This window comes from Halobacillus kuroshimensis DSM 18393 (assembly GCF_000425705.1).
Lineage (GTDB): Bacteria > Bacillota > Bacilli > Bacillales > Halobacillaceae > Halobacillus > Halobacillus kuroshimensis.
Genome location: NZ_AUDY01000009.1, coordinates 309,357 through 334,183 on the forward strand (window position 1 = coordinate 309,357; position 24,827 = coordinate 334,183).

17 protein-coding genes and 1 riboswitch are annotated in these 24,827 nt (G+C 46.8%); of the genes, 15 read left to right on the plus strand and 2 right to left on the minus strand.

Annotation, left to right across the window (positions count from 1 at the left end; translation table 11 throughout):
* Window positions 1-286 precede the first annotated feature (286 nt).
* The 13 genes from H615_RS0109515 to H615_RS0109575 all read left to right on the plus strand — a co-directional run bounded on the left by H615_RS0109515 (window position 287) and on the right by H615_RS0109575 (window position 20,086).
* Complete coding sequence (locus H615_RS0109515; RefSeq protein WP_027954928.1) at window positions 287-1,216, plus strand: aldo/keto reductase; 930 nt, start codon at window positions 287-289, stop codon at window positions 1,214-1,216.
* Between the two features lie 92 nt (window positions 1,217-1,308).
* Window positions 1,309-1,653: a VOC family protein gene (locus tag H615_RS0109520; protein ID WP_027954929.1), complete on the plus strand. Its 345-nt coding sequence runs from the start codon at window positions 1,309-1,311 to the stop codon at window positions 1,651-1,653.
* Between the two features lie 180 nt (window positions 1,654-1,833).
* Window positions 1,834-5,790: a cell wall-binding repeat-containing protein gene (locus H615_RS0109525; protein WP_027954930.1), complete on the plus strand. Its 3,957-nt coding sequence runs from the start codon at window positions 1,834-1,836 to the stop codon at window positions 5,788-5,790.
* A gap of 103 nt (window positions 5,791-5,893) precedes the next feature.
* Window positions 5,894-8,371, plus strand: a complete 2,478-nt coding sequence (locus H615_RS0109530; protein ID WP_027954931.1) for a cell wall-binding repeat-containing protein — start codon at window positions 5,894-5,896, stop codon at window positions 8,369-8,371.
* Between the two features lie 120 nt (window positions 8,372-8,491).
* Window positions 8,492-8,595: riboswitch (SAM riboswitch) on the plus strand.
* 86 nt (window positions 8,596-8,681) lie between these two features.
* On the plus strand, window positions 8,682-10,091 hold the full coding sequence (gene mmuP, locus H615_RS0109535; RefSeq protein WP_027954932.1) for an S-methylmethionine permease: 1,410 nt from the start codon (window positions 8,682-8,684) through the stop codon (window positions 10,089-10,091).
* Window positions 10,057-11,004, plus strand: a complete 948-nt coding sequence (gene mmuM / locus H615_RS0109540; RefSeq protein ID WP_035531797.1) for a homocysteine S-methyltransferase — start codon at window positions 10,057-10,059, stop codon at window positions 11,002-11,004. The genes mmuP and mmuM overlap by 35 nt, the downstream gene beginning before the upstream one ends.
* A gap of 123 nt (window positions 11,005-11,127) precedes the next feature.
* Window positions 11,128-13,005 (plus strand): LTA synthase family protein, encoded by a 1,878-nt coding sequence (locus H615_RS0109545; RefSeq protein ID WP_027954934.1) that lies wholly within the window; start codon window positions 11,128-11,130, stop codon window positions 13,003-13,005.
* A 298-nt stretch (window positions 13,006-13,303) separates the two neighbouring features.
* Window positions 13,304-14,485, plus strand: coding sequence for a poly-gamma-glutamate synthase PgsB (gene pgsB / locus H615_RS0109550; RefSeq protein ID WP_027954935.1), 1,182 nt, complete (start codon window positions 13,304-13,306; stop codon window positions 14,483-14,485).
* 19 nt (window positions 14,486-14,504) lie between these two features.
* Entirely contained in the window at window positions 14,505-14,954 is a 450-nt protein-coding gene (gene pgsC / locus H615_RS0109555; RefSeq protein ID WP_027954936.1) for a poly-gamma-glutamate biosynthesis protein PgsC, read from the plus strand.
* 12 nt (window positions 14,955-14,966) lie between these two features.
* On the plus strand, window positions 14,967-16,124 hold the full coding sequence (locus H615_RS0109560) for a CapA family protein (protein WP_027954937.1): 1,158 nt from the start codon (window positions 14,967-14,969) through the stop codon (window positions 16,122-16,124).
* A gap of 43 nt (window positions 16,125-16,167) precedes the next feature.
* Window positions 16,168-16,545, plus strand: a complete 378-nt coding sequence (locus H615_RS0109565) for a hypothetical protein (protein WP_156896473.1) — start codon at window positions 16,168-16,170, stop codon at window positions 16,543-16,545.
* Between the two features lie 204 nt (window positions 16,546-16,749).
* Window positions 16,750-18,393: a gamma-glutamyltransferase family protein gene (locus H615_RS0109570; protein ID WP_027954939.1), complete on the plus strand. Its 1,644-nt coding sequence runs from the start codon at window positions 16,750-16,752 to the stop codon at window positions 18,391-18,393.
* Between the two features lie 85 nt (window positions 18,394-18,478).
* Window positions 18,479-20,086, plus strand: a complete 1,608-nt coding sequence (locus H615_RS0109575; protein ID WP_169516194.1) for a C40 family peptidase — start codon at window positions 18,479-18,481, stop codon at window positions 20,084-20,086.
* 3 nt (window positions 20,087-20,089) lie between these two features.
* On the opposite strand, the gene H615_RS21175 is transcribed toward H615_RS0109575, so the two are convergent.
* Complete coding sequence (locus H615_RS21175) at window positions 20,090-20,407, minus strand: VanZ family protein (RefSeq protein WP_051254654.1); 318 nt, start codon at window positions 20,405-20,407, stop codon at window positions 20,090-20,092.
* 231 nt (window positions 20,408-20,638) lie between these two features.
* Here H615_RS21175 and H615_RS0109585 point away from each other — a divergent pair, with 231 nt between their 5' ends.
* Window positions 20,639-21,580, plus strand: coding sequence for an LCP family glycopolymer transferase (locus H615_RS0109585; RefSeq protein WP_035531799.1), 942 nt, complete (start codon window positions 20,639-20,641; stop codon window positions 21,578-21,580).
* A gap of 111 nt (window positions 21,581-21,691) precedes the next feature.
* Here H615_RS0109585 and H615_RS0109590 read toward each other — a convergent pair whose 3' ends face one another.
* The gene (locus H615_RS0109590; RefSeq protein ID WP_027954942.1) at window positions 21,692-23,419 is read right to left on the minus strand and encodes an ABC transporter ATP-binding protein; all 1,728 of its coding nucleotides are present in this window, start codon (window positions 23,417-23,419) and stop codon (window positions 21,692-21,694) included.
* Window positions 23,420-23,865: 446 nt separating this feature from the next.
* On the opposite strand from H615_RS0109590, the gene H615_RS0109595 reads away from it, so the two are divergent.
* The gene (locus H615_RS0109595) at window positions 23,866-24,636 is read left to right on the plus strand and encodes a tyrosine-protein phosphatase (RefSeq protein WP_027954943.1); all 771 of its coding nucleotides are present in this window, start codon (window positions 23,866-23,868) and stop codon (window positions 24,634-24,636) included.
* The last annotated feature ends 191 nt before the right edge of the window (window positions 24,637-24,827 follow it).

Below are 24,827 nucleotides of genomic sequence, written 5' to 3' on the forward strand. Positions count from 1 at the left end.
TAGTGGATCCCCCTCCTTTTGTTCTATTTACAGAACGATTATATTCTTAATTGAGAATAAAAGTAAATATCAAAAATAGTGCAAATTAGTTCATTTTTCATTGAAAAGAATATATTTTCTTTATAAAGAACGATAGTGCGACTTTTTTCTAATACTTCTAGATTTGAGTGGAATCGGTAATCGGGGTAAAATGTATAGTCATTTTTTTACATATATGTACATGGTTTGAATGAAAGTGAGGGGTGGTAAATGTAAAAGGAGCTATTGAAGAGAAGGAGATGAGAAAATGGATAACAAAACAAAACTCGGTAAATCAGATTTGTATGTCAATCCCATCGGCCTTGGTACAAATGCCGTCGGAGGGCACAACCTTTACCCGAATTTGGATGAGGAAGCAGGTAAGGACGTCGTCCGGACAGCACTGAACCACGGCATGAATTTTCTCGATACGGCCTTTATTTACGGACCGAAACGTTCAGAAGAACTGGTCGGCCAGGTGATGAGCGAATATAAGCGTGATGATATCATCCTTGCGACTAAAGGCGCTCATGAATTCAAGGGTGAAGAGGTTGTCTTCAACAACTCTCCTGCCTTCTTAAAGCAGTCCGTGGAGGACAGTCTGCAGCGTCTACGGACGGATTATATCGACCTGTATTACATTCACTTCCCGGATGAGGATACGCCGAAAGATGAAGCGGTCGGTGCTCTGAAGGAATTGAAGGATGAAGGGAAAGTACGCTCAATAGGCGTTTCTAATTTCTCTGTTGACCAGTTGAAAGAAGCCAACAAGGACGGATATGTGGATGTGATTCAAAGTGAATATAATCTGTTCAAGCGTGGAGCGGAAGAGGATATGCTTCCTTACACAGCGGACAACCATATAAGCTTTGTTCCATACTTCCCGTTTGCTTCCGGACTGTTAGCTGGTAAGTATGATAAAAATACGACGTTCAACGATCTGCGTTCAGAAAATCCGTTGTTCCAAGGAGAAGAGTTCAAAAAGAATCTGGATAAAGTTGAGAAGCTTCGTCCAATCGCTGAGGAAAAAGGCGTGGATATTCCGCATATTGTCCTGTCGTGGTATTTGAATCAGCCATCCATTGATGCGGTTATCCCTGGTGCAAAACGCACCCAGCAGGTCGTCGATAATCTGAAAACGCTGGATGTGAAGTTGAGCGACAATGAAATATCTAAAATCGATCAGATCTTTTCCTAAAAGCCTGCCTTTGTGCAGGCTTTTTTCTCTGTGGATAGAATAAGAAAGGTGGAAGGGGTCATCCTGGAAATAGAAAAGGGAAGAGGTGGAAGATGAAGATTCTTGGATACAGGTATGTTGATGTTTCTGAACATAGTGAGGCGATGGTGGACTTTTTTCAAAACAAACTGGGCGTCGGGAATGCGTGGGAGGATACGGAGGAATATCGCGGCGGTATCTTTAAGGCAGGAGACAGCTGGCTCGAGTTCTGGCACAAAAATGAGTGTATGATGCCTGTGAAAATGCTGCAGCTGGTCGTGGATGATGCGGATGCTTTTGCGGAGCACGCCAAACAGCAGGGGGTTGAGGTTCACGGCCCCATTGAAGAACATGGGGAAAAGATGTATTCGACAACCGCCCCTGACGGGATGCCTGTGACCATCTTATCCTCTTTATAGAAAATAAAAGCCCGGCCTATCAGCCGGGCTTTTATTGTATCCGGAAGTCTATTCTCTCCATTGTAAACGCATACATTTTATTTGTCTAATATTAATACTATTTACACAAATCAAACAATGAATGCTTTATAATGGGGGATGTTGGTGTATCGTGTCAATAATTATCGGGGAGGACCACAAATGAAAAAGAAAGGCCTCGTCAAAGGGGTTAGTTCAGTTGTTGTAAGCTCAATGGTGTTAGGCATGCTTGCCGGACCCGCTTATAATGTGAAAGCGGAAGCACCCACAGCGGATACGCTGTTGTTTTCGGAGTATGTGGAAGGCGGTTCCTTTAATAAAGCGCTGGAACTGTTCAATGGGACGGAAAATGATTTAGACCTTAGTCAGTTTACGCTTGATCATCATAATGGGGGGGCCGGGGAACCTACGTATTCCTTAGAGCTTAAAGGCACACTGGACGCTGGGGAAACATATGTGATTGCTAATGAAAAAGCCTCGCAGGATATTCTGGATGTGGCTGACCAAGTGACCAATGATCAGACGATGGGCTTCAATGGAAATGATACGCTTGTCCTTAAAAAGGATGGAGTGATTATTGATTCCATCGGACAAGTCGGTTTGAGTGATGACTTTGCTAAGGATGTTACGCTCACGAGGAAAACGGATCAGCTTGTTGGAGATGCCGATCCATCAGATAGCTTTGATATAAACACTTCGTACAATACCCACGCCAAAGATACCATTTCTTATCTAGGAAAATACCCGGACGTAACAGAAAACGTTGATGTAAGCAAGATCAAGGATGCCCGAAGTGTTGATGATGGGACGACTGTCAAAGTACAGGGAATTGTGACGGCATCGTTTGTAGAGGGCGGACAAACCAACTTATACATACAGGATGATACGGCAGGCATTATCGTCCGCGCCGCTGGTCTGGATGCTTCTATTGGAGATGAAGTGACAGCACAGGGTCCTTTCGGAGCGTATAACGGCCTGCAGCAGATTGCGACTAGTGCAGATCAGGTAATCGTAACGACTGAAAACAAAGGAACGCCGGATGTTCAGCTCGTGACCAGCGCTGATTTTTCTTCTGAGCAGGGGGAAAGTGTCGAAAGTGAATACGTGAAAGTTCAGGATATTACGATCACGGATGTCAATCAGTATGGGGATTATACAGCTGAAGATGAGGATGGTACGTTCCTGATTTCCCCGAAAACGGATTTGGAGATGGAAGTCGGTAAAACATATGAACTTGTCGAAGGTGTGGTTACATACGCATACGGTGAATACCGCCTTGTTCCCAGAGAAGAAGCGGATGTCGTTGAGACCATTTTCTCAGTAGCTGCCAGCCCGTCATCAGGTAGTGTAGTGAAAGGAGCAGAAATCAAACTTCGTACCGCCCAGCCGGATGCGTCGATCTACTACACAATGGATGGAAGTGACCCGACAAAAGAAAGTACTGCCTACACAGGTCCTATCACACTGAATGAAGATACAACGATTAAAGCTGTTGTTATCAAAGACAGTGGAGAGGTCAGTGAAACGGCGAGTTTCTCATATGAAGTCCTGGCGCCGCTTGATAACGTAGATATCCATGATATTCAGGGTGCTGCTCATGAATCCCCTTATAAGGATATGAACGTGGAAAATGTAGACGGGGTGGTAACCGCTCTGGATGGAAGCAATGGATTCTATATGCAGGACCAGGATCCTGACAGCGATGTGGCCACTTCTGAAGGGATTTACGTCTATTCCAGGAATTCAGGAGTAAGTGTTGGAGATGCCGTCAACGTCAATGGTCAGGTGAACGAATGGAGAGAAGACGGCTATGATGATGCGGACGATCTCTTGACAACGCAGATTAGTGCTGCTGCTGTGGAAGTGACTTCTTCTGACGAGACGCTGCCGGATACGACGGTCATTGGTGAGGACCGCATCCAGCCGACCGAAAACGTCGAGGATGACGGATTGACCAGCTTTGATGCAGAGGAGGACGCCATTGACTTTTACGAAAGTCTGGAAGGCATGGTGGTGGAACTGAAAGATGCGACCGTTACAGGACCTCCAAAGTACGATGAAGTGGCCGTTTATGTAGACAAAAGCGAAGATCAGCGAATGACAGAAGCCGGCGGCCTGCTCATTTCCCCTGATGATTACAACCCGGAGCGGGTCCTTGTTGATATTGATGGATACGACGTTGATGTCACCGTAGGAGACAGGATGAATGGATCAATCACAGGTGTTGTCGGTTACGATTACAGCAATTTCAAAATCCGGACAACCGGAGATTTCCCAACGGTTGAAGGTGGCGGGACGGGACGTGAAACCTCTGACCTCCAAGTGGAAGAAGATAAATTGAATGTGGCCACGTACAACATGGAAAACTTCTCTGCGGATACCTCTCAGGAAAAAGTGGATCGAATTGCCGAGTCGATGGTCAACAATCTCAACCAGCCTGACATTATCGGACTTGTCGAAGTCCAGGACAATAACGGCCCGACCGATGACGGGACTGTCGAGGCTGATGAGTCCTACAAGAAGCTTATCCAAGCGATTGAGAATGCCGGCGGACCGTCGTATCAGTTCACAGATGTCGCTCCGTTGGATAAGACGGATGGCGGCCAGCCGGGAGGGAACATCCGTGTTGGATTTATTTACAACCCGGAGCGGGTTTCTCTTCCTGACAAAGAAAAAGGTGACGCTGTGACAGCGGTGGATGTAGATGAAAACGGCCTTACGCTGAATCCTGGCCGGATTGATCCTGAAAATGAAGCTTTTGATGATTCCCGTAAGCCTTTGGCTGCTGAATTCGAGTTTAACGGAGAGAAAATCGTTGTGGTCACAAGTCATTTTAACTCCAAAGGCGGAGATGATGCCCTGTTTGGAGCCAGCCATCCGATTGAACTGGGAAGCGAAGTCCAGCGCATGAAACAGGCGGAAGTCGTCAACGGCTTCGTCCAGAAAGTCGTGGATCATGTAAGTGATGCAAACGTCGTCGTGATGGGCGACTTGAATGATTTTGAATTCTCCAACCCGATCAATGCCCTTGAAGGCGATGTGATGACAAATATGGTGGAGGAGCTTCCGGTAGAAGAGCGTTATTCCTATAACTATCAAGGGAACTCCCAGGTGCTGGATCACATTTTAGTGACCAACAATCTTTCCGAACGTACGTCGATCGACAGTGTCAATATTAACGCTGACTTCTCAGAAGAAGCCGGACGCGCCAGTGACCATGACCCAATGCTTGCGCAGATTGATTTTGCGGATACCGCCGAAAGGATCTCCGGCATAGACCGCTATCAAACAGCCATTGAAGTATCTAAAAAAGGCTGGGAGCAGTCGGGAACGGTGGTTATTGCACGCGGAGATTCATTCCCGGATGCCCTGGCAGGAGCACCGCTTGCGTATAAGCTGGATGCCCCGATTCTTTTGACGAAATCTAATAAACTATCATCCGAAGTCAAAGCAGAGTTGGATCGTCTTGGTGCGGAAAAAGCTGTCATCCTGGGCGGAGACGGGGCGGTATCCGATTATGTCCGCTACCAGCTTGAGGGTCAGGGTCTTTCTGTTGAACGTATTGACGGAAAAGACCGCTATGAGACGGCAGCCAATATTGCCGCTCGTCTCGACGGCAGCCCGGATAAAGCGATCGTAGCGGACGGAAGAAATTACCCGGATGCTTTGTCTGCAGCTTCCTTTGCCGCACAAAACGGATACCCGATTCTATTGACCAAAACGAACGAACTACCGGCTGAAACCAAACGCGCCTTAAAGAATATGGAGAGCACGATTGTTACGGGTGGGACGAAAGCTGTGAGTGATGATGTTTTGAATCAGCTTCCCGATGCCATGCGCGTCAGTGGAGCAGACCGCTACGCGACAGCAGCGAAGATTGCCGGCGAACTCTCCGGAAATTCCAAAGCCGCTTTCGTTTCTACAGGACGTGACTTTGCTGATGCTCTGACCGGGTCTGTCCTTGCTGCAAAATACGGTGCGCCTATGCTTTTAGTGAAGCCGGACGATATCCCGGACAGCATTGATGATGTCATTGAAAGTATGGATTACCGTAACTTTCATGTACTTGGTGGAACAAAAGCCGTAAGCGATGATGTGCTGAACGAATTGCAGGACTAAAACTTTTAATCTATTCCTCCAGCATCGGATCTGCCCTGCCTTGCAACAACTGAAGCGGGACAGAGCTGATGCCGGAGATTTATAAAAGGGGAGAATGTAGAAAATGAAAAATCTGAACTTGAAAGTATTGGCAACAGCCGCTGTGACAAGTGCCATTGCGTTGGGAACTCTAGCCATCCCTGGAGGAGAAGTGAAAGCCGCTGAAGGTGACTTTGACTTAACGATTATGCATACGAACGATACGCATGCACACTTGGAGAACGTGCCGCGCCGCGTGACCATCATTGAACAGATCCGTGCTGACCGTGACCATTCTATCCTTCTTGATGCAGGGGATGTGTTCTCAGGTACGCTTTTCTATAATCAGTACAAAGGGCTTGCAGATGTCCAGTTCATGAACATGCTTGATTATGATGCGATGGTTCCAGGAAACCATGAATTTGATGATGGTCCTTCTGTGTTTGCTGATTTTATTGATCAAGCGGAATTCCCGATTGTCAGTGCCAACATTGACTACAGCAAGGACGAGCGCTTGAACGGATTGTTCAACGATGAAATCGGCATGCCTGGGGACAATGGAAATATTTATCCTGCTTCAGTGATCGATGTGGATGGTGAAAAAGTCGGTGTATTCGGTTTGACGACTGAAGAAACGAAGTTCCTTGCCAATTCTGGGGACACCATTGATTTTGAAAACTATCTCCAAAAGGCTGAAGATACAGTGAAGATGCTAGAAGGAGAAGGGGTCGATAAAATTGTCGCTTTGACCCACCTTGGCGTTAATTATGACAAAACGCTTGCTCAGGAAGTGGAAGGGGTAGACGTTGTTGTCGGATCTCACAGTCATACCAAACTGGAGGAACCTCTTGTCTTTAACGAAGATGCTGAACCGACACTTGTCGTACAGGCAGAGGAATATGGAAATTACATCGGTGATTTGGAAGTTTCCTTTGATGATGAAGGTGTCCTTACGGAGTGGGACGGAAAACTCATTGATGTTGATGAAGAAGATGAAAACGAAGAATATGTGATTGAATCCGATAAAGAGGCGGCCGAACTGCTTGCTGAACTGGAGAAGCCACTTGATGAATTGAAGAAAGAAGTCGTTGGAGAAACGACGGTGGCCTTGAACGGAGAACGAAGTGATGTAAGAAGTGGGGAAACCAACCTCGGGAACTTAATCACAGATAGTATGCTTGCCAAAGCTAAAGAAAAAGTTCCCTCCACGACGATGGCTATTCAAAATGGCGGAGGCATTCGGGCTTCCATTGACCAAGGACCAATCACTATGGGAGAAGTCCTTACAACGATGCCATTTGGTAATACCCTTGTCACTCTGGACTTAACAGGGCAGCAGGTGTGGGATGCTCTTGAAAATGCAGTGAGTGACATCGAGAATACCGGCGGCCGTTTTGCCCATGTATCTGGAATGAAATATACGTTCGATCGCTCGAATAAAGCAGGAGACCGTATCGTTAATGTCAAAGTGAAAACAGACGATGGATATGAAGCGCTTGATCTGGACAAAGAATACACGGTGGCTACGAACGCCTTTATCGCCGCAGGTGGCGATGGATATGAAACATTCAAGGAAGCCAAGGATGCCGGTAAGATGACAGAATTATTCTTTGTAGACTATGAAGTATTCAATGAATACCTGGAAGAACAGGGCACGGTTTCTCCTGATGAAGAATCCCGTATTGTTGAAAAAACGACAGAACGTGTGAGTGGAGAGGATCGTTACCAAACCGCCGTTGAGATTTCTAAAAAAGGCTGGGATTCTGCTGACACAGTCATCATTGCCCGGGGAGATGAGTTTGCGGACGCTCTTGCGGGTGCTCCTCTAGCCTACAAGGAAGACGCGCCGATCCTTTTGACAAAGTCCGGAAATCTGAACAGTGAAGTTGCTGCGGAAATTAAGCGCCTGGGAGCTGAAAAAGCTATCATTCTTGGTGGGACCGGTGCCGTTTCTGAATACGTGAAATACAAATTGACTGGAATGGGTGTCGATGTAGATCGCATCTCTGGGAAGACACGCTTTGACACAGCGGCCAATATTGCCGCCCGTCTTGACGGTAATCCTGAGAATGTCATTGTAGCGGATGGTTTCAACTATCCAGACGCTCTGGCTGTGGCTCCTTATGCTGCCAAGGAAGGTTATCCGATTCTTCTTTCCAAAACAGATGAGCTTCCATCGATTACCAAAACAGCGCTTAGTGACTTCGATCAGAGTATCGTTGTAGGTGGAACGAATGCGATTTCTAAAGAGGTCGAAGCGATGCTTCCTGACGCTTCCCGTTACAGTGGTCAAACGCGTTATGAAACAGCTTCTTCCATTGCCGAACAGCTGGGTGTGAAGGAAGGGAAGACATTCGTAGCGAATGGTCAGAACTTCGCTGACGCTTTATCGGGCTCTGTTCTGGCTGCGAAGGAAGAAGCCTCCATGCTCCTCGTTAAGCCGGATCAGCTTCCGAAATCTACGAAAGACACGATTGGAAAGCTTGAAATCAACAACTTCCAAGTACTCGGCGGTACAAATGCGGTCAGTGATGAAGTGGCAGAGGGATTGGAGCAGAAATAAGCACATCAGTAAAAAGCCTCTGGTTATAAACCAGGGGCTTTTCATTTGGATGATAGGAAGGAAAGAATATTGAAAATAAATTGACAATTATGGTTGAGACTAGTAGAGTAATAAAAAAATATCTTATCCAGAGAGGTGGAGGGACTGGCCCTTGGAAGCCTCAGCAGCAGGTCTTTGAGATACTGTGCTAATTCCAGCGGGTGAACAATCCTGATCGATAAGAGACTTCCATCTATTATTTGTCAGTTGACGCACTCATTCATGGGTGCGTTTTTTAATTGTTTGCCCACCATAACAGGGGGGGAGACGAATGGAATATCAGTTTAAAAGAGAAATGAAGACGAGACACCTGTTGATGCTTTCACTGGGAGGAGTTATCGGCACGGGACTGTTTTTAAGCTCAGGGTACACCATCCAGCAGGCCGGCCCGTTCGGGACAATCCTAGCCTATTTGATTGGTGCTTTGGTCGTGTATCTGGTTATGCTCTGTTTAGGGGAGCTGGCCGTTCATAACCCTGAAACAGGGGCTTTTCATACATACGCTCATAACTACATAGGGCCGGGGACAGGCTTTACCGTAGCATGGCTGTACTGGCTGACGTGGACGGTAGCTCTTGGGTCAGAATTCACTGCTGCCGGACTCTTGATGCAGCGATGGTTTCCCGATGTAAGTGTGTGGATTTGGAGTGCGTTGTTTGCCGTTCTTATTTTTGGATTGAATGCCTTCAGCGTAAAGTTTTTTGCTGAGGCAGAATTTTGGTTTTCCTCTGTCAAAGTGGCAGCCATTGTCCTTTTTATCATCATCGGATTTGGGGCCGCCTTTGGGTGGATGCAGATGTCGGGGGCAGAACCGGCGCCATTCTTTTCAAATCTTACGAGTGAAGGCTTGTTCCCAAATGGAATAACAGCCATTTTCATGACGATGCTTGCGGTCAATTTTGCTTTTTCCGGTACAGAATTGATCGGGATTGCCGCAGGGGAAACGAAGGATCCAGCCAAAAACATACCGACGGCAATCCGGACAACAGTGGCACGGCTGATCATTTTCTTCATTGGAACGATTGTCATTCTATCCATCTTCCTTCCCAGTGAAGCGGCGGGAGTTGTGGAAAGTCCGTTTGTCGCTGTCCTTGACCGTATCGGTATCCCTTATGCGGCTGATGTCATGAACTTTGTTATATTAACCGCTATCCTTTCCGCGGCCAACTCCGGATTATACGCATCAGCCCGGATGCTGTGGTCACTCGCGGACAAGGAAACCATCTCACCGGTGTTTGCGAAGCTGACAAAAAAGGGAGTTCCTTTGACAGCGATCATCTTCAGTATGCTTGGCGGCGGTCTGGCACTGCTTTCCAGTGTCATTGCCCCGGATACGGTTTATATCGTTCTGGTATCGATCTCAGGGCTGGCGGTTGTGGTCGTCTGGATGAGCATCAGCGCTTCGCACTTCCTTTTCCGTCGGGCCCACCGGCGTGCAGGAGGAGAGGATGGTGACTTATCCTACAAAGCTCCGTGGTACCCGGTGGTTCCGATTACGGCATTCCTTCTATGCCTGGCCTCCTGCATCGGCATCGCTTTTGATCCGGCACAGCGGATCGCCTTGTACTGCGGAGTTCCATTCATCGCCTTCTGCTATGCGGCTTATTATGTGAGAGAATCTATGAAAAAGAAAAGGGGAATAAAGCATGTCCAACAAACAAAATCGATCCAATCCCATTGAAGCACTCCTGGAAAAACAATCGGTTGTTCTTCTGGATGGAGCTCTGGCAACAGAGCTGGAATCCTACGGATGTGACCTTGATGATCCTTTATGGTCCGCGAAAGTGTTATTGGAAAAACCAGAAGCGATCAAAGCTGTCCATGCCTCCTACTACAGGGCAGGAGCAGACATCAGTATCACCGCCAGTTATCAGGCGACGATTGATGGTTTCGCTAAACGAGGGTTATCAGAGGAAGAGGCGGTCACTCTTATTCGAAAAACGGTCACCCTGGCCGGTGAAGCACGGGATGAAGTGTGGAAGGAGAATCCAGAGAGGCCGAGGCCGCTTACAGCCGCTTCTGTCGGACCCTATGGTGCTTATTTAGCGGATGGCTCGGAATATACCGGTCATTACGGCGTCACGGATCAACTTTTATATGATTTTCATCAACCACGTATACAGGCGCTTGTTGAAGCCGGTGCTGACGTTTTAGCGGTTGAAACGCTGCCTTCTCTACAGGAAGCAAAGGTGATTGGTTCTATTTTTCAGGAGTATCCGTCTGCCTCTGCATGGATTTCCTTTACATTAAAGGATGGTCAATCCATCAGTGAAGGAATTCCGCTCAAGGAGGTGGCTGAAGCATTGGAGGGCAGCAGGCAGGTGGCAGCGATCGGGGTGAACTGTGCGACGCTGGAGCATGCGGCTGAAGCTTTACAAGAGCTGGGGCGCTATTCGACCAAACCGCTCATTGTCTATCCAAACTCAGGGGAAGATTATAATCCGGAAACGAAAACGTGGCATGGATCCACCAGCCGTCTTGATTTTCATGAGCAGTCCAGCATCTGGTACGAGTATGGGGCAAGGCTTATCGGTGGCTGCTGCAGAACGACGCCCGCTCATATAAAAAAGCTGGCGGAAATATGGAAATCATAAAGAGTAGCACGATTTGTTCAACCATCTTTTTAATCCATGCTGTTGCAGCGGCATGATTCTACCTTATTTACAAGAAGTTTACATAAACTTTACATTTGGGTAGAATAATAGAGAGGTGTTTATATGAAAGATTCGATAAAACGTTTACTAACCAGTTATTTCTTTTACTTTCTTATTATGATTTCCTTGAAGTTTATAATTTTGCGTTATCTGCTTCTTCAAGATACGAGTATTTGGGCAGGAATTTGGTATGATGCTTCGTTTATCTTGATTTTTATGGCTCTCATTGAGCTTGTCTTTAAGCGGGGCAAAGCGGCTGCCTATCTTGTTCTCGATTTGTTTTTGTCTCTTTTGTTTATTGGGATGTTGATTTACGAGCGTTACTTCGGAACCGTTCCTACATACTATGACCTATCCCAGCTTAATCAAGTTGGCAGTGTGAATGAAAGCATGTGGCTGCTCGTCAATGGCACAGACTTTCTGTTTCTCGCAGATCTGCTTCTGCTTGTTGTCATTTGGATTGTGGGCAGGACATGGACGTATCCAACGAAACAAACGTCCAATTTCGCTATGTCTGTCTTCCTTATTGCGGGTCTTGTGATTGCCATTTTCAATTTTCAAATGAATAAAGGAGAGCCCATTCTCGACAGCGCTCTTTTTGCTAAAGAAAACGGATTATTCAATACGCAGTTTGTTCAGTATTACCAGGACCAGACGAACAGTGAAAAAGCCTTCGCTTTTTCCGGTGAGGATCAGAATGTCACGCAGCAGAAAATAGAAGAGCTGAAAGGCAATTCTTATACACCGATGAGCGAGCATGACTACTTCGGGGTGGCGGAAGATCGGAACTTGATCGTCGTCCAGATTGAATCCCTGCAGGACTTCGTAATTGGTGAATCGATCGATGGCCAGGAAATTACACCGAACATTAATGAATGGCTGAACGATAGTATGTATTTCACCGATGTCTATCAGCAGATCGGTTCAGGCAATACATCAGACGCTGAGTTCCTCATGAATACGTCACTTTATCCATTAGGAAAAAAAGCGACCACCGATCAAGTCGGCGGCATGGAACTTCCTTCTCTGCCAAGAATGCTTGATGAAAAGTCGTATCATAACGTGACCATGCATGCCGATGAGGTGGAGTACTGGAACAGGGACGAGCTTTATCCGGCTCTTGGTTTCGATGATTATTATGATGATAAGTTTTACGGGGAGAAAGACACGGTGGGCTTCGGACCATCGGATGGCTGGTTTTACCACCGCTCGATGGGGGCGATTGATGAAATCGACGAGGAGTATGACAAGTTCTATGCCCATGTGCTGTCGCTGACGAGCCATACACCGTTTGAAATGCCCGCAGATAAAGAAGGTCTGGATCTTCCATCTGAGTATGAAGGAACTTTAACAGGGAACTATCTCCAGTCCGTTCACTATGCGGATCAGGCGCTTGGGGAGTTCTTCCAGGACTTGAAAGACCGCGGCCTCTGGGAGGAGTCAGTCATTGCCCTCTACGGCGACCACTCCGGCCTTCACGGCAAACTGCTTAAAGACGAGGATCAGGATCTTCTTGCTGACTTTTTAGGGGAGAGGTACTCCCTGTTGAACCGTTTTAATATCCCGTTTATTGTAGGTGTCCCCGGTGAGGAGGAGCTGACAGGGACGGTCGATCACACCGGAGGACAGATTGATATGATGCCGACGCTCCTGAATCTGCTGGGCGTGGAACCGGAGTCCCTGTACTTTGGACATAACCTGCTTCATTATGAGAACAACCTGCTCGGTATGCGTTACTATGTTCCAACCAGCTCGTTCTTGAACAATGGAACCTTCTATATTGCACAGAACAGCCGCTTCGATGCACGTATATTGAATATGCAAACAAACGAGCGGATTGAAGGTGCGTATAAAGACCCGAATCATGCCTTTAAAGAGGAAAGAGAAGACATCCTCCAATTGCTCCAATGGTCGGATGCCTACTTTGAAAGCCTGCGTTAAAATAAGAAGTATAAGGAACCTTGTCCTATATTGGGTAAGGTTCTTTTTTTCTGTCGGGAATTGATAGAATAATGAATCTTTAATGGAATGGTGTCCTTCTGTTTACAAAATGGAAGGTTTTTGGTAGTTTATGAGTTGTGTCTTCTATGATTAGGTACATAGGACTATTGTGAACAAAAGTTGTAAATCTACTATTATATTTTCTGCTGTCCATTATAAAAGTATTGTCGAACGATGAGGCTTATTCTATAATTATCTAGTCTATTGAAGAAATATGTTTAAGAGGAAGTGAGCTCATATGCTACTGATCCCTATTGTGCTGATCATCGTTCTTGCTGCTGGTATTTATGAATGGCAGCGCCATAAAAAGAACATCGATGCTCTGCCGATACGCGTCAACATCAACGGGGTACGTGGGAAATCCACGGTTACACGTCTTGTTACGGGGATTGTAAAAGAAGCGGGTTACAAAACGATTGGAAAGACAACAGGAACCTCTGCACGGATGATTTTCTGGGATACACCGGAAGAACAGCCGATCAAACGGCGTCCGGAAGGTCCGAACATCAGGGAGCAGAGAATGGTTGTGAAGGAAGCCGTAGATCGTGGTGCAGAGGCCCTCGTCAGTGAGTGCATGGCAGTCAATCCCGACTACCAGATCACATTCCAGGAAAAGATGCTTCAGGCCAATATCGGGGTTATCGTAAACGTCCTGGAAGACCATATGGATGTTCTGGGGCCGACATTGGAAGAGGTGGCTGAATCCTTTACCGCAACGATTCCATACAACGGTCACTTAATTGTGTCAGAAAGTCCTTATGTTGAAAAGTTTAAAGAGATTGCAGCGAAACGGAACACCGAGGTGATTGTGGCTGATAACAGCCGAATTTCCGATTCGTTTTTACTGCAATTTGAATATATGGTATTTCCTGAAAACGCTTCGTTAGCTTTAGGCGTCGCTCAGGCCCTTGGTATCGATGAGGAAACAGCATACAGAGGAATGCTGAACGCTCAGCCGGACCCGGGAGCCATGAGGATCCTCCCGATGGGAGACCAAGAAAAACCGTCATACTTCGTGAACGGTTTTGCGGCGAATGACGCCGTTTCCACGATTAATATATGGAAACGTGTGGAGTTCCTCGGATATCCGACAAAGAATCCGATTGTCGTTATGAACTGCCGGGAAGACCGTGTGGATCGTACGGAACAGTTTGCCCGTGACGTTCTTCCTTACATTCCAACTGATACGCTTGTGTTAATCGGGGAAACGACCGAACCGATCGTCACTGCGGTTAACGAAGGAAAGATCAAAGTGGAAACGCTGCTGGATTTGGAAGGGAAGTCCACGGATCAGATTATGGATGTCCTTTCAGAGATGTTCACGGACCGCGTCATTTATGGAGTTGGAAACATTCACGGAGCTGCAGAACCGATGATTGAACGAATGCAGGATTATAAGATTCAAACAAGCGTCAGCTGACGAGGGGGAAACGAAGGAAATGTTTGGTTCGGATTTATATATATCCCTTGTATTAGGGATCATTTTAAGCTTGATTTTTGCTGAGAAAACGGGTGTCCTGCCCGCAGGTCTCGTTGTACCCGGATATCTGGCTTTGGTCTTTGACCAGCCGATTTTTATTGCAGTAGTCTTTTTTATCAGTTTGCTCACGTATGTGATTGTCACGTTTGGAGTTTCGAAGTTCACGATTTTGTACGGACGCAGAAAGTTTGCGGCGATGCTGAGTGTGGGAATTGTGCTCAAGCTGCTGTTTGATTTCCTGTATCCGGTTGTTCCATTTGAGATTATGGAATTCCGCGGCATCGGAGTTATTGTACCAGGGTTGATCGCTAATACGATGCAGAAGCAGGGCTTGGTTGTCACAACAGCAAGTACATTGCTGCTCAGCGGTCTGACTTTCTTGATCATGACCATTTATTACCTGATTTAAGGTGGATATCACATGTCTAAACAATTAGATTTCAAAGAGAAACTGCTGAAGAGAATTAAGCGTGATAAAAAAGCGACCTCAAAGCATGTATTCATCGCTTTGGCTGTTACGTTCCTGTTTATTGCGGGATTTGAAATGTTTTATACCCAGCCTGTCCCGGAAGCTGAATCCAGAGAAGATTCTGAGTTCAGTGCCACATTCGTAGGCGATATGATGTTTGGGCGGCACGTGCTGGAGGTTACAGAGAATAAAGGGACCGACTTTCTTTTTGAAAATGTGGCCCCGTACTTCCAGAGTTCTGATTATGTGACGGGGAACTTTGAGAATGCTGTCACTCTTCAGGATGAAGAGAATTACCAGATGCTTGAAAAATCGATTCATTTAAGTTCAGATGCTTCACCTGTTCAATCGCTGGCGAGGATGAACTTCACGAACATCAATCTTGCCAACAACCACACCATGGACTTCGGGGAGCAGGGGATGATGGAAACCATAGCATCCCTTAACGAAGCAGGACTTCCTTATGTGGGTGCAGGGGAAAACATCGAAGAAGCTCAGGAGATTGATTATCAGGAAATCAACGGTTTGAACGTTGCGACTCTTGGGTTTTCTGATGTTCCTGTAGCCGGTTCCGAGGCCCTCCAGTTCCGTGCAGGTGTGGCAGATGCTGATCCGGAACAATTCCTGCCTTTAGTACAGGAAGCGAGTGAAAACTCGGATATGGTCTTTGTCCATATCCACTGGGGAGCCGAGTACGATAACGAACCGCACCCGAGACAGCGGAAACTGGCCGAGGCGATTGTGGATGCAGGAGCAGATGTCATCATCGGCCACCACCCTCACGTCTTATCACCGGTGGAAGTGTATAAGGATTCTGTAATCTTTTACAGTCTCGGAAACTTTATTTTTGACCAGGGATGGTCCAGAACGCGCGATAGTGCTCTGGTCAATTATCATTTGATGGATGATGGGACAGGCCGCTTCGAAATCCTGCCTATGAGGATCAGGGAAGCGAGACCTTCCTTGACGACCAACCCTTATAATCAGAAGAAAATCTTTCTGCAGTTGACTCGTGGAGAGCCACAGGAAAACTTCACAGAGGAGAACGGCAGATTAACGATAGAAGTCGATCATTCTTCCATTTTAGAGCAGAAAAATAACAGCCAGTAATTGTATACCGGCGTTCTACATTAAAAAAGGAGTGCGTATGAAGATGAAAGTAGTTAAATCGGTGTTTCCATTTGTTTTGTTGTTCGGAGCTATGTTTTTTATGACGCAGTATAAGCAGCTGGAAACATTGTCTGCTACAGAGGCGTACCAAATTGATGTATTCCAGCAGGAAGCGGAGGCAGCGGCTGAGGAGCAGACAGAACCGTTGACGGCATCAGCAGAAACGAGTGCCGGCATGGAGAGTGTCCAGTCCGAGCAGCCTCAGACGGAAGCCGCTGTAGAAAATGATTATGCTGTCACAAGTGATGGGAGTATTGTCCGTGTTTATAACAACTCCGGTGAACAGGTCTATCAAACGACATTGACCGACTGGGAGCAGAACCGCGAACAGTACTATGAAAAGTATAAGCTTGGATCATGATGTTGGAGCACATTCTTAGGAATGTGCTCTTTTTCTAAAGCATAGAGCATTTGTTGTTTGAAAGTTTTTATCATATAATAGAAATCGTTCTGAAAATACTAAAATTACATGGGGAATGTTATAGAGACATAAAGGACCAAAGATTTACGAAAGCTATAAATCTTAAATCAATCATTTAAAAAGATGAAAGGTGCGTCGGGATGGATGGAGAATAAAGGGTTGTTTATTACCCTCTTTATCATTGTGGTTGTAGGCGTTGGTATTGTGTACTACAGTCAAGGGAAGTTTCAGAGTGATGAAGTGGATTACGAAGTGGAGACGACGGATCCGATTGAAACGACGAATGGCTTCGGGGTCAGTTCGACACACCCGCTTGCCGTTCAAGTGGGTATGGAAGTTTTGGAAAATGGAGGAAATGCTGTTGATGCAGCTGTTGCGGTTACATATACCCTTGGTGTTGTAGAACCGTATGGCTCCGGAATCGGGGGCGGAGGCGAAATGCTGGTTCTTCCAAGTGACGCAGACACCCCGAAAAGTTATAACTATAAAGAGATCGCACCGCTTTCCGGTGGCGATCCACAGTACAATTTCGCTATTCCAGGCATTGTCAAAGGTATGGAAGCCATCCATGAAGACTATGGTACGACAGATATAGCCGAGTTGATCGACCCTGCTGTCACCTATGCAGAGGAAGGCTTTACAACGGACAAGCACTTGACAGATCGTCTGCAGGGAGCGGCTTACCGAATGAATATGAGTCAGCTTCAGAACTTTTATCCACAAGGGCAGCCGGTTGAGCCGAACCAGACACTGAAACAACCGGAACTGGCCGAAACGCTCCGTAAAATCCAGGAGCAGGGGTCTTCCGTTCTTTACTCTGGTGAAATTGCGGAGCAGATTGCCGCAGAAGTCAACGGAGTGGAAGTCAGCGACTTCGGCGCTTATGAAGTTGTCGAGAGCGAACCGGTCCAAGGGGAATTTGCCGGATTCGATGTGTATGCGTCTCCGCCGCCTCTTGCAGGGGCAACGACCATTCAATCCCTGCAGATGGCTGAAATGCTTGATATTAAAAGTTCACAGGGAACCTCTTCGGATTTCATCCACTTGATCGGTGAAATTTCTAAACGGACCTATGATGATCGCCTGAGTGAAATCGCTGACCCTGATTTCCATAAGATCGAAACGGATAAGATCATGACGAAGGAATACTCCGAGGAAATGGCTTCTACGATTTCCATGGATAAATTATCGGAGAACTACGAAGTCGATGATTCGATTGCTGATATCGAAGATGATGATAACACGACCCACTTCGTCATTGTTGATAAAGACGGCATGATGGTGACAGCGACGCACTCCTTGAGTAACTTCTTTGGATCCGGGAAGAACGTTGCTGGAATCTTCCTGAATGATACGATGAGAAATTTCAGTTTGACCGGGTTGAAACCGAATGATAAGGAGCCGGGTAAACGTCCGCGCAGTTTTACTTCACCGACGATTCTAACGAGTGACGAGAAAAAAATCGGCATTGGTACACCGGGAGGGAAACGGATTCCGCAGGTGCTGACACAGGTGCTGACCCGTAATCTCCTGTTCGATGTACCGATTGAAGAAGCGATTGCGGCTCCGCGTTTTTACATCGAGGATGACAATCTATTCGTAGAAGAAGATTTTGATCCTGCTGTAAGGCAGGAACTGGAAGAACGAGGATATACCGTATACCTGGAAGACTCTGCTTTCTATTACGGCGGAGTGCAGGCGCTCGTTGTTGATAAGGTCAACAACACGATGTACGGCGGGAAAGATGACCGCCGTGATGGAGCCTGGCAGGTGAAAGACAGCGAATAATGTAAACAAATGAAGACTGCCGTCCGATATTAGGACTGCAGTCTTATTTTTTTGAGCTTATTTATAAAGCAGAGGAGAAGTGATGGTGAAACGATTTTATTATGGAGTGTTGACGTTGCTGGTTTGTACGGTTTTATTGTTGGAGGAAAAGCCTGTGGATGCCGCTCTGACGTCCGTTGTGGAAGAAGCTGAGAAGCATGTAGGTGTTCCTTATCAATACGGTGGTGAATCTCCTGCCGAAGGATTCGACAGCTCAGGGTTCAGCCAGTATGTATACCAGGAAGGGGCCGGCATAGATCTGCCGAGGACCGTCCGCGATCAGGCGGCGTTCGGAGCTTCTGTACAGAACAATGAGCTTCAATCAGGGGATCTGCTCTTCTTTAGTAAAGATGAGTCGAGCGGTGTGACCCATGTCGGTATCTATGCGGGAAATCAAACGATGATCCACGCCTCAGCATCCAAAGGCATTGAAGTCATCAATTATGAGAACAGCAGCTATTGGTCTTCCCGTTATACGAAAGCCGTGCGGGTGAATGAAGAACCGGCCGGGTCTTCTGTTTCAGCTTCTCATCCGGTTGCCGTGGAGGCCTTAACACATGTAGGCGCGCCTTATGTCTACGGTGGAGAGCAGCCGGATGGTTTTGACAGTTCGGGGTTTGTGCAGTATGTGATCCAGAGTGTGCTGAATTTTGAAATGCCTCGGACGTTGTCCCAACAGATTGGGATGGGAGAGCCAGTGTCCCGGGAATCAATCCAGGAAGGTGACGTCCTCTTCTTCAGCAAGGATGGAAGTGCTCCATCTCATGCCGCGATTTATGTAGGCCGTGATCAAATCGTCCACCCTACCTTATCCAGTGGTGTAGAAGTGACCGCATTTGAAGGAAGCAGCTATTGGAGCGGCAATTTTATGGAAGCCCGCAGAATTACAGAAGGTCCTCAAATCGCTGAAGATCATGATCTCGTAGCAGAGGCCTTGAAATACTTAGGTGTCCCTTATGTCTTTGGGGGTGAATCACCGGAAACAGGCTTTGACTGTTCCGCCTTCACGCGGCATGTTTTTGAAAAGGCCAGGCAGATCTTCCTGCCTCGTTCCACGGATCAGCAGTGGCAGGTAGGCGAAGACGTGGACCTTGCTGATATCCAGCCGGGGGACGTCGTCTTTTTCAGTGACACGTACAGAGAAGGCATTTCTCACAACGGGATTTATGTCGGAGACGGGCAGTTTATTCACGCCTCCCGCTCAGAACAGGTGACCATTTCCTACTTGAGCGAATCGTACTGGCAGGAAAAGTTCACCGGTGTAAAACGGTTTGACGGTCTGCAGATTCCGAAAGAACATCCGGTCGTTTCCGAAGCGACCCAATTCATCGGAGAAGTTTCTTATCAGTCCGGAGGGACCACGCCGGACGGGTTTGATACGGCAGGATTCGTTCAATACGCGTTCCAGCAGGGAGCGGGGATTTCTCTGCCGCGTTATGCGGACGACCAATGGAATACTGGGACAGAAGTAGCGAAGGAAGATTTACAGCCTGGGGACATCGTGTTCTTTCAGGCCAGCTACTTGAACCCTGCAATATATATCGGGAACGGCCAGGTGGTCCATGTGACGTTATCGGATGGTGTGAGAGTCACGAACATGCATTCCAACAGCTACTGGGCCCCTAAATATTACGGCGCTAAAAGGATCAACTGAATGCTAGGAGGACCGCGCTTCCCTGCGCGGTCTTTTTTTATGGAACGTGGACTTCCGCAGCTTCCAGTGGACCACGGCCATCATGAAAAGGACACCGGTCCAGTCTTTAGCGATGTCGATCACGGAAAACGACCGGCCGGGGGTGAACCATTGGTGACACTCGTCTACGACCCCGTACATCATGCTGAATATACCGGCAGCGACACTTGTCCCTTGGGTCAATTTCCCATGAACGCACAAAGCTGTGATGATCAACCCATATAACAGGGCGAACTCTATCAAATGCATGGCTTCAAGACATGCCCCTAAGGTTACAGCCATATCAGGATCCACTCTTTCACTACTGTAATCGGGTAGCTGGACTGCAGCCATATGACAGCCATATATAGAAGGGGAAGAAGAATCACCGTCATTTTTTTCACCATAAGATCAACTCCTATAGCTGTCAGTTTCGGTGGAAAGCGGAAGTTTTATACAAAAATCAATTGTCATAATTGGTAGATTTTTTATATAATGGTTGATAGATTGCTTGAAAAAATTGGAGGAACGAGAATGAGCCGTTTACAAGAGAAAAAGAAAAAGAGAGGCCGTTGGTGGAAGATTCCCCTGCTGTTTGTCAGTATCCTTATCGCAGCTGGAGGGATTTATCTATTTACGGTCTATAATGGTGCCAAAGCGACGGTCGATAAAAAAATGAATGAAGAGGTCGCATCGATTGATCATGAGTTGACGGAAAAGAAAGTCCGGGATAAAGAGCCGTTGAATATCCTTCTGCTCGGAGTAGATGAACGCTCTAATGATTCCGGTCGGTCCGACGCTTTAATGGTGCTCTCTCTTGATCCGGATCATAACCGAAGCCAGATTGTCAGTATTCCAAGAGATACGCGGACAGAGATGGTCGGGGACTCCAGTCATAATGGAGAGCAGGATAAAATCAACCACGCCTACGCTTTTGGCGGGACGGATATGGCGATTCAGACCGTGGAGAATTTCCTCGACATCGATCTGGATTATTATGTTCGGATGAATATGGAAGGCCTTGCTGAAATGGTCGATGCTGTAGGCGGCATTACTGTCCAGAATTCCCTTGATTGGCAGGGGAGCAACGGCTACCACTATAAAAAGGGAGAACTGAATCTGAACGGCGAAGAGACCCTCGGGTACGTCCGCATGAGATATGAGGATCCTCAAGGGGATGCTGGACGTAACGAACGTCAGCGCGAAGTCATCCAAGGTGTGATTGAAAAAGGAGCAAGCTTTGGCTCCGTCAATAAAATCGGGGACATGCTTGATGTGCTTGGTGGGAATGTTACGACCAATATGGACTTTACAGTTATGAAGGATCTGATGTTGAATTACGGCAGCGCCCGCAAAAACATGACAACCTATCAGATGACCGGAAGTGGTACAAGAATAGACGGCATCTATTATCTGCTGGTTTCAGATGATGAAGTGGATAAAGTCCGTTCACAGATTCAGGGATACCAATCATAAAAAAAGCGTCCCTATCAGGGGCGCTTTTTTATCGTGAAAATAGGATATGTGCTGAAATAAGTCTGTGCGTTTTTTCAGGATGGTCACATGCCGCATACTCGCTGGAAAAGTTTATCCTTCGATGCGCAGCTGATGGCGGGCAAAATCCTGATAGAGTGTATGAGTGGCGAAGAGCTCATCATGACTGCCTATACCTGTAACCTCTCCTTTTTCCAAAAAAACAATCCGATCGGCATCGACAATGGTCGATAACCGGTGTGCAATGACAAGCGTTGTCCGGCCCTTCATCAAATTCTTCAACGCGTGCTGAACCACAACTTCTGACTGACTATCCAGGCTGGAGGTGGCTTCATCAAGCATCAGAATCTCCGGATCTCTCAGCAGGGCGCGTGCAATAGCGATCCGCTGCCGCTGTCCTCCTGATAGTTTAATTCCCCGCTCTCCGACTTCTGTTTCATATCCATTGGCGAGTTCGTTGATAAAAGGATGGGCATAAGCCATTTCAGCGGCCTGGATCACTTTCTCCCGTGTCACTTCGTCCTCTAATCCATAGGTGAGGTTCTCCATAATGGTCCCTGCATAAATCGGACTGTCCTGGGATACATAGCCTAGTTTTTTTCTCCACGATTTTAGTGCATAATGGCTGATCGGTTCGCTTCCGTAAAGGATTTGCCCGGACGCTGGCTTGTAAAATTGCTCAATCAATGAAAACATGGTCGTTTTCCCACTTCCACTGGGACCGACAACAGCGGTGACCTGTCCTTTTTCAGCAGTGAAGGAAACCTCTTTTAAAATCGGTTCATCCGGCTGGTAGTGAAACGATACATGACGGACAGCCAGGTTCTGGTGGTCAGGTACGTTTCCTGTTCCTTTTTCCAGCTCTTCCTCATCCAGCTCAAGAATGGTCAGCACTTTCTCTGTCGCCCCAATCGTTTTCTGGAACTGGGTCACAAACACGACCATCTGGGTGATCGGCATAATAATCTGAAACAGGTAGATGAAAAAGGCAGCCAGTTCACCAGCTGTCATTGCTCCCGAACTCACTCTTATGCCGCCAAATCCGATAATCAAAACAAGCACGACAATAATTAAGGAGGACACAAGAGGGGACATCAGAGCCTGAATAACACCCTCACGAACGCCGAGACGGTAAAGCTTCCGTATATCTCTCCGGCCGTTGTCCCACTCCATCGTTTCTGCGTTGGATGCTTTCACGAGTCTGATTTCAGAAATCACCCGAGTGAGGTGAGCGGAAAAGCCGGCGGTCTCTGCCTGCAGGTTCCGTGAAATCTCGGCCATTTTCCGTCCGACAGGGATCAGAAACAGCAGGGATAACGGAATAATGGAAAACATAACAAGGGTCAGAGGCCAGTCCAGGTAAAACAAAATAATGATAGCGCCAACGACGGAAATCACACCTGTAATAAAGCCGGTGAAATGCTCGGTAATCAGATTTTTTATGACACCCGTATCGTTGGTCATCCGGCTGACCGCATCCCCGGTTTCATGTTCATCATAATAGCTGACGGGGAGCACAAGCAGTTTTTTCCACAATCGCTCACGAAGCGAAGCAATGATGTGCTGCCCCACTTTTGCCAGCACATAAACAGAGACGCCGCCGGCCAGAGCCTGGATGAAGAAAGCAGCAATGATGCCGATGATGACGGCTGTACTCAGCTGACTTACATCAAAGTTATCGATCAGCCGGCTGGCGAGCAGGGGAATGGCGAGGCTTGCCATCGTGGTCAGCAGACTGAGCCCTATTCCGATGCTGAATAACAGCCTGGGGGGCTGGGTGGTGCGGATGAGGGTGATGAGTTGTTTCCATTTTGGTTTCATTCTATGACTTTCCTTTCAATATGAACTTCTCTGTTATCTATTATAAAGAAGTTTATCCTCCTATTCTTGTTTTACGCTTATACATCCACCCCGTATTTTTAAGTCGTTCAACAGCTGATAAAGGGGAGTGAATGTTCTTTATTATGTATATATGTGAAATTATTTGAGAGTCATAATGTGGTAAACATTCCTTTGTAAACCAAAAATAGAAGATATATTAAGTAATATAAAGATAATGAAACTTAATTAGCAATAAATGGCTTATAAAGTTTCTAAAGGATTTAAAATGGAGGAATATACCACTTTATAACAATGGTTCTTCTATATTATACTGGGTATAGTTCTCAATAATGAACGATATTGGAAGCCTCCAGCTTCTTTTATTTTTTATCCACTTGTTTCCTTTAAAGAATGATTTTTCTATAAAACGCAGAGAGGTGAGAGGTATGATTGATTTGAACTGCAAAATCCTTCCTGGAACAGGAGAGGGGCCTGAGTCGATGCACGGGAGCCTGGCGATGGCACAAAAAGCTGCTGAACAGGGTGTGGAAACCATTGTAGCCGCTCCGCGGTTTCAACCTGAGCGGAATCCAAGAGAAGTGAAAAACCAATGTGAAGAGTTAAACAGGGAACTGTTTGAACAAGGCATTGAGGTGAATATCCTCCCAGGACATGAAGTGAAGATCTACGGTGAACTTGTCGATGATCTTAAAAATGGTTACATTATACCGATGAATGAGAAGACCCCATACATTTACGTGGTGTTCTCTAACAAGGACATCCCACATTATGCCAAGCAGGTCCTGTATGACATGCAGATGGAAGGGTTTATTCCTGTCATCGTGCACCCAGAACAGAATCAGGTGTTCCAGCAGCAGCCGGATCTGTTGTACCAATTTGTCAAAAATGGTGCCGTTACTCAGATTTCAGCGGCTAGCTTAGCGAATAAACAGGGAAAACCATCCCAAAAGCTCGCGCTGCAGATGATCCGTCATAACCTGGCGCATGTGGTTGCTTCCCATGCTGTGGATGATAAGAAAAAAGGCTCTTTCTTAAGGCAGGCCTATGATAAGATTCAAAAAACTTTTGGATCTGATGTGATGTACCAGTTTATGGAGAATGCGCATGTGCTCCTGGATGGAGAGATGGTTTATACAGACCCACCGGAACGGATGAAAACGAAAAAGACACTTGGGATCTTCCCATTTCAATCGTAAGCGCTGGATGCCTCAGGTCCAGCGTTTTCTTTATGCTTGATAAACGTCAGGGTCATTCCCAGCGTTTTCTTTATGCTTGATAAACGTCAGGGTCATTCAGGCCGGGTATAAAGTCAATATTTAAAAAACCTGCAGCCCCATGTAAACTAAAAGGAGGATCCGGGCATCGGACTAAAACCAGTCCCGTATTC

What these genes read in the sequence shown, in the direction of transcription:
- H615_RS0109515 (WP_027954928.1), top strand. Translation starts at nt 287, where the DNA reads ATGGATAACAAAACAAAACTCGGTAAATCAGATTTGTATGTCAATCCC.
- H615_RS0109520 (WP_027954929.1), top strand. Translation starts at nt 1,309, where the DNA reads ATGAAGATTCTTGGATACAGGTATGTTGATGTTTCTGAACATAGTGAG.
- H615_RS0109525 (WP_027954930.1), top strand. Translation starts at nt 1,834, where the DNA reads ATGAAAAAGAAAGGCCTCGTCAAAGGGGTTAGTTCAGTTGTTGTAAGC.
- H615_RS0109530 (WP_027954931.1), top strand. Translation starts at nt 5,894, where the DNA reads ATGAAAAATCTGAACTTGAAAGTATTGGCAACAGCCGCTGTGACAAGT.
- mmuP (WP_027954932.1), top strand. Translation starts at nt 8,682, where the DNA reads ATGGAATATCAGTTTAAAAGAGAAATGAAGACGAGACACCTGTTGATG.
- mmuM (WP_035531797.1), top strand. Translation starts at nt 10,057, where the DNA reads ATGTCCAACAAACAAAATCGATCCAATCCCATTGAAGCACTCCTGGAA.
- H615_RS0109545 (WP_027954934.1), top strand. Translation starts at nt 11,128, where the DNA reads ATGAAAGATTCGATAAAACGTTTACTAACCAGTTATTTCTTTTACTTT.
- pgsB (WP_027954935.1), top strand. Translation starts at nt 13,304, where the DNA reads ATGCTACTGATCCCTATTGTGCTGATCATCGTTCTTGCTGCTGGTATT.
- pgsC (WP_027954936.1), top strand. Translation starts at nt 14,505, where the DNA reads ATGTTTGGTTCGGATTTATATATATCCCTTGTATTAGGGATCATTTTA.
- H615_RS0109560 (WP_027954937.1), top strand. Translation starts at nt 14,967, where the DNA reads ATGTCTAAACAATTAGATTTCAAAGAGAAACTGCTGAAGAGAATTAAG.
- H615_RS0109565 (WP_156896473.1), top strand. Translation starts at nt 16,168, where the DNA reads ATGAAAGTAGTTAAATCGGTGTTTCCATTTGTTTTGTTGTTCGGAGCT.
- H615_RS0109570 (WP_027954939.1), top strand. Translation starts at nt 16,750, where the DNA reads ATGGAGAATAAAGGGTTGTTTATTACCCTCTTTATCATTGTGGTTGTA.
- H615_RS21175 (WP_051254654.1), bottom strand. Translation starts at nt 20,407, where the DNA reads ATGGCTGTAACCTTAGGGGCATGTCTTGAAGCCATGCATTTGATAGAG.
- H615_RS0109585 (WP_035531799.1), top strand. Translation starts at nt 20,639, where the DNA reads ATGAGCCGTTTACAAGAGAAAAAGAAAAAGAGAGGCCGTTGGTGGAAG.
- H615_RS0109590 (WP_027954942.1), bottom strand. Translation starts at nt 23,419, where the DNA reads ATGAAACCAAAATGGAAACAACTCATCACCCTCATCCGCACCACCCAG.
- H615_RS0109595 (WP_027954943.1), top strand. Translation starts at nt 23,866, where the DNA reads ATGATTGATTTGAACTGCAAAATCCTTCCTGGAACAGGAGAGGGGCCT.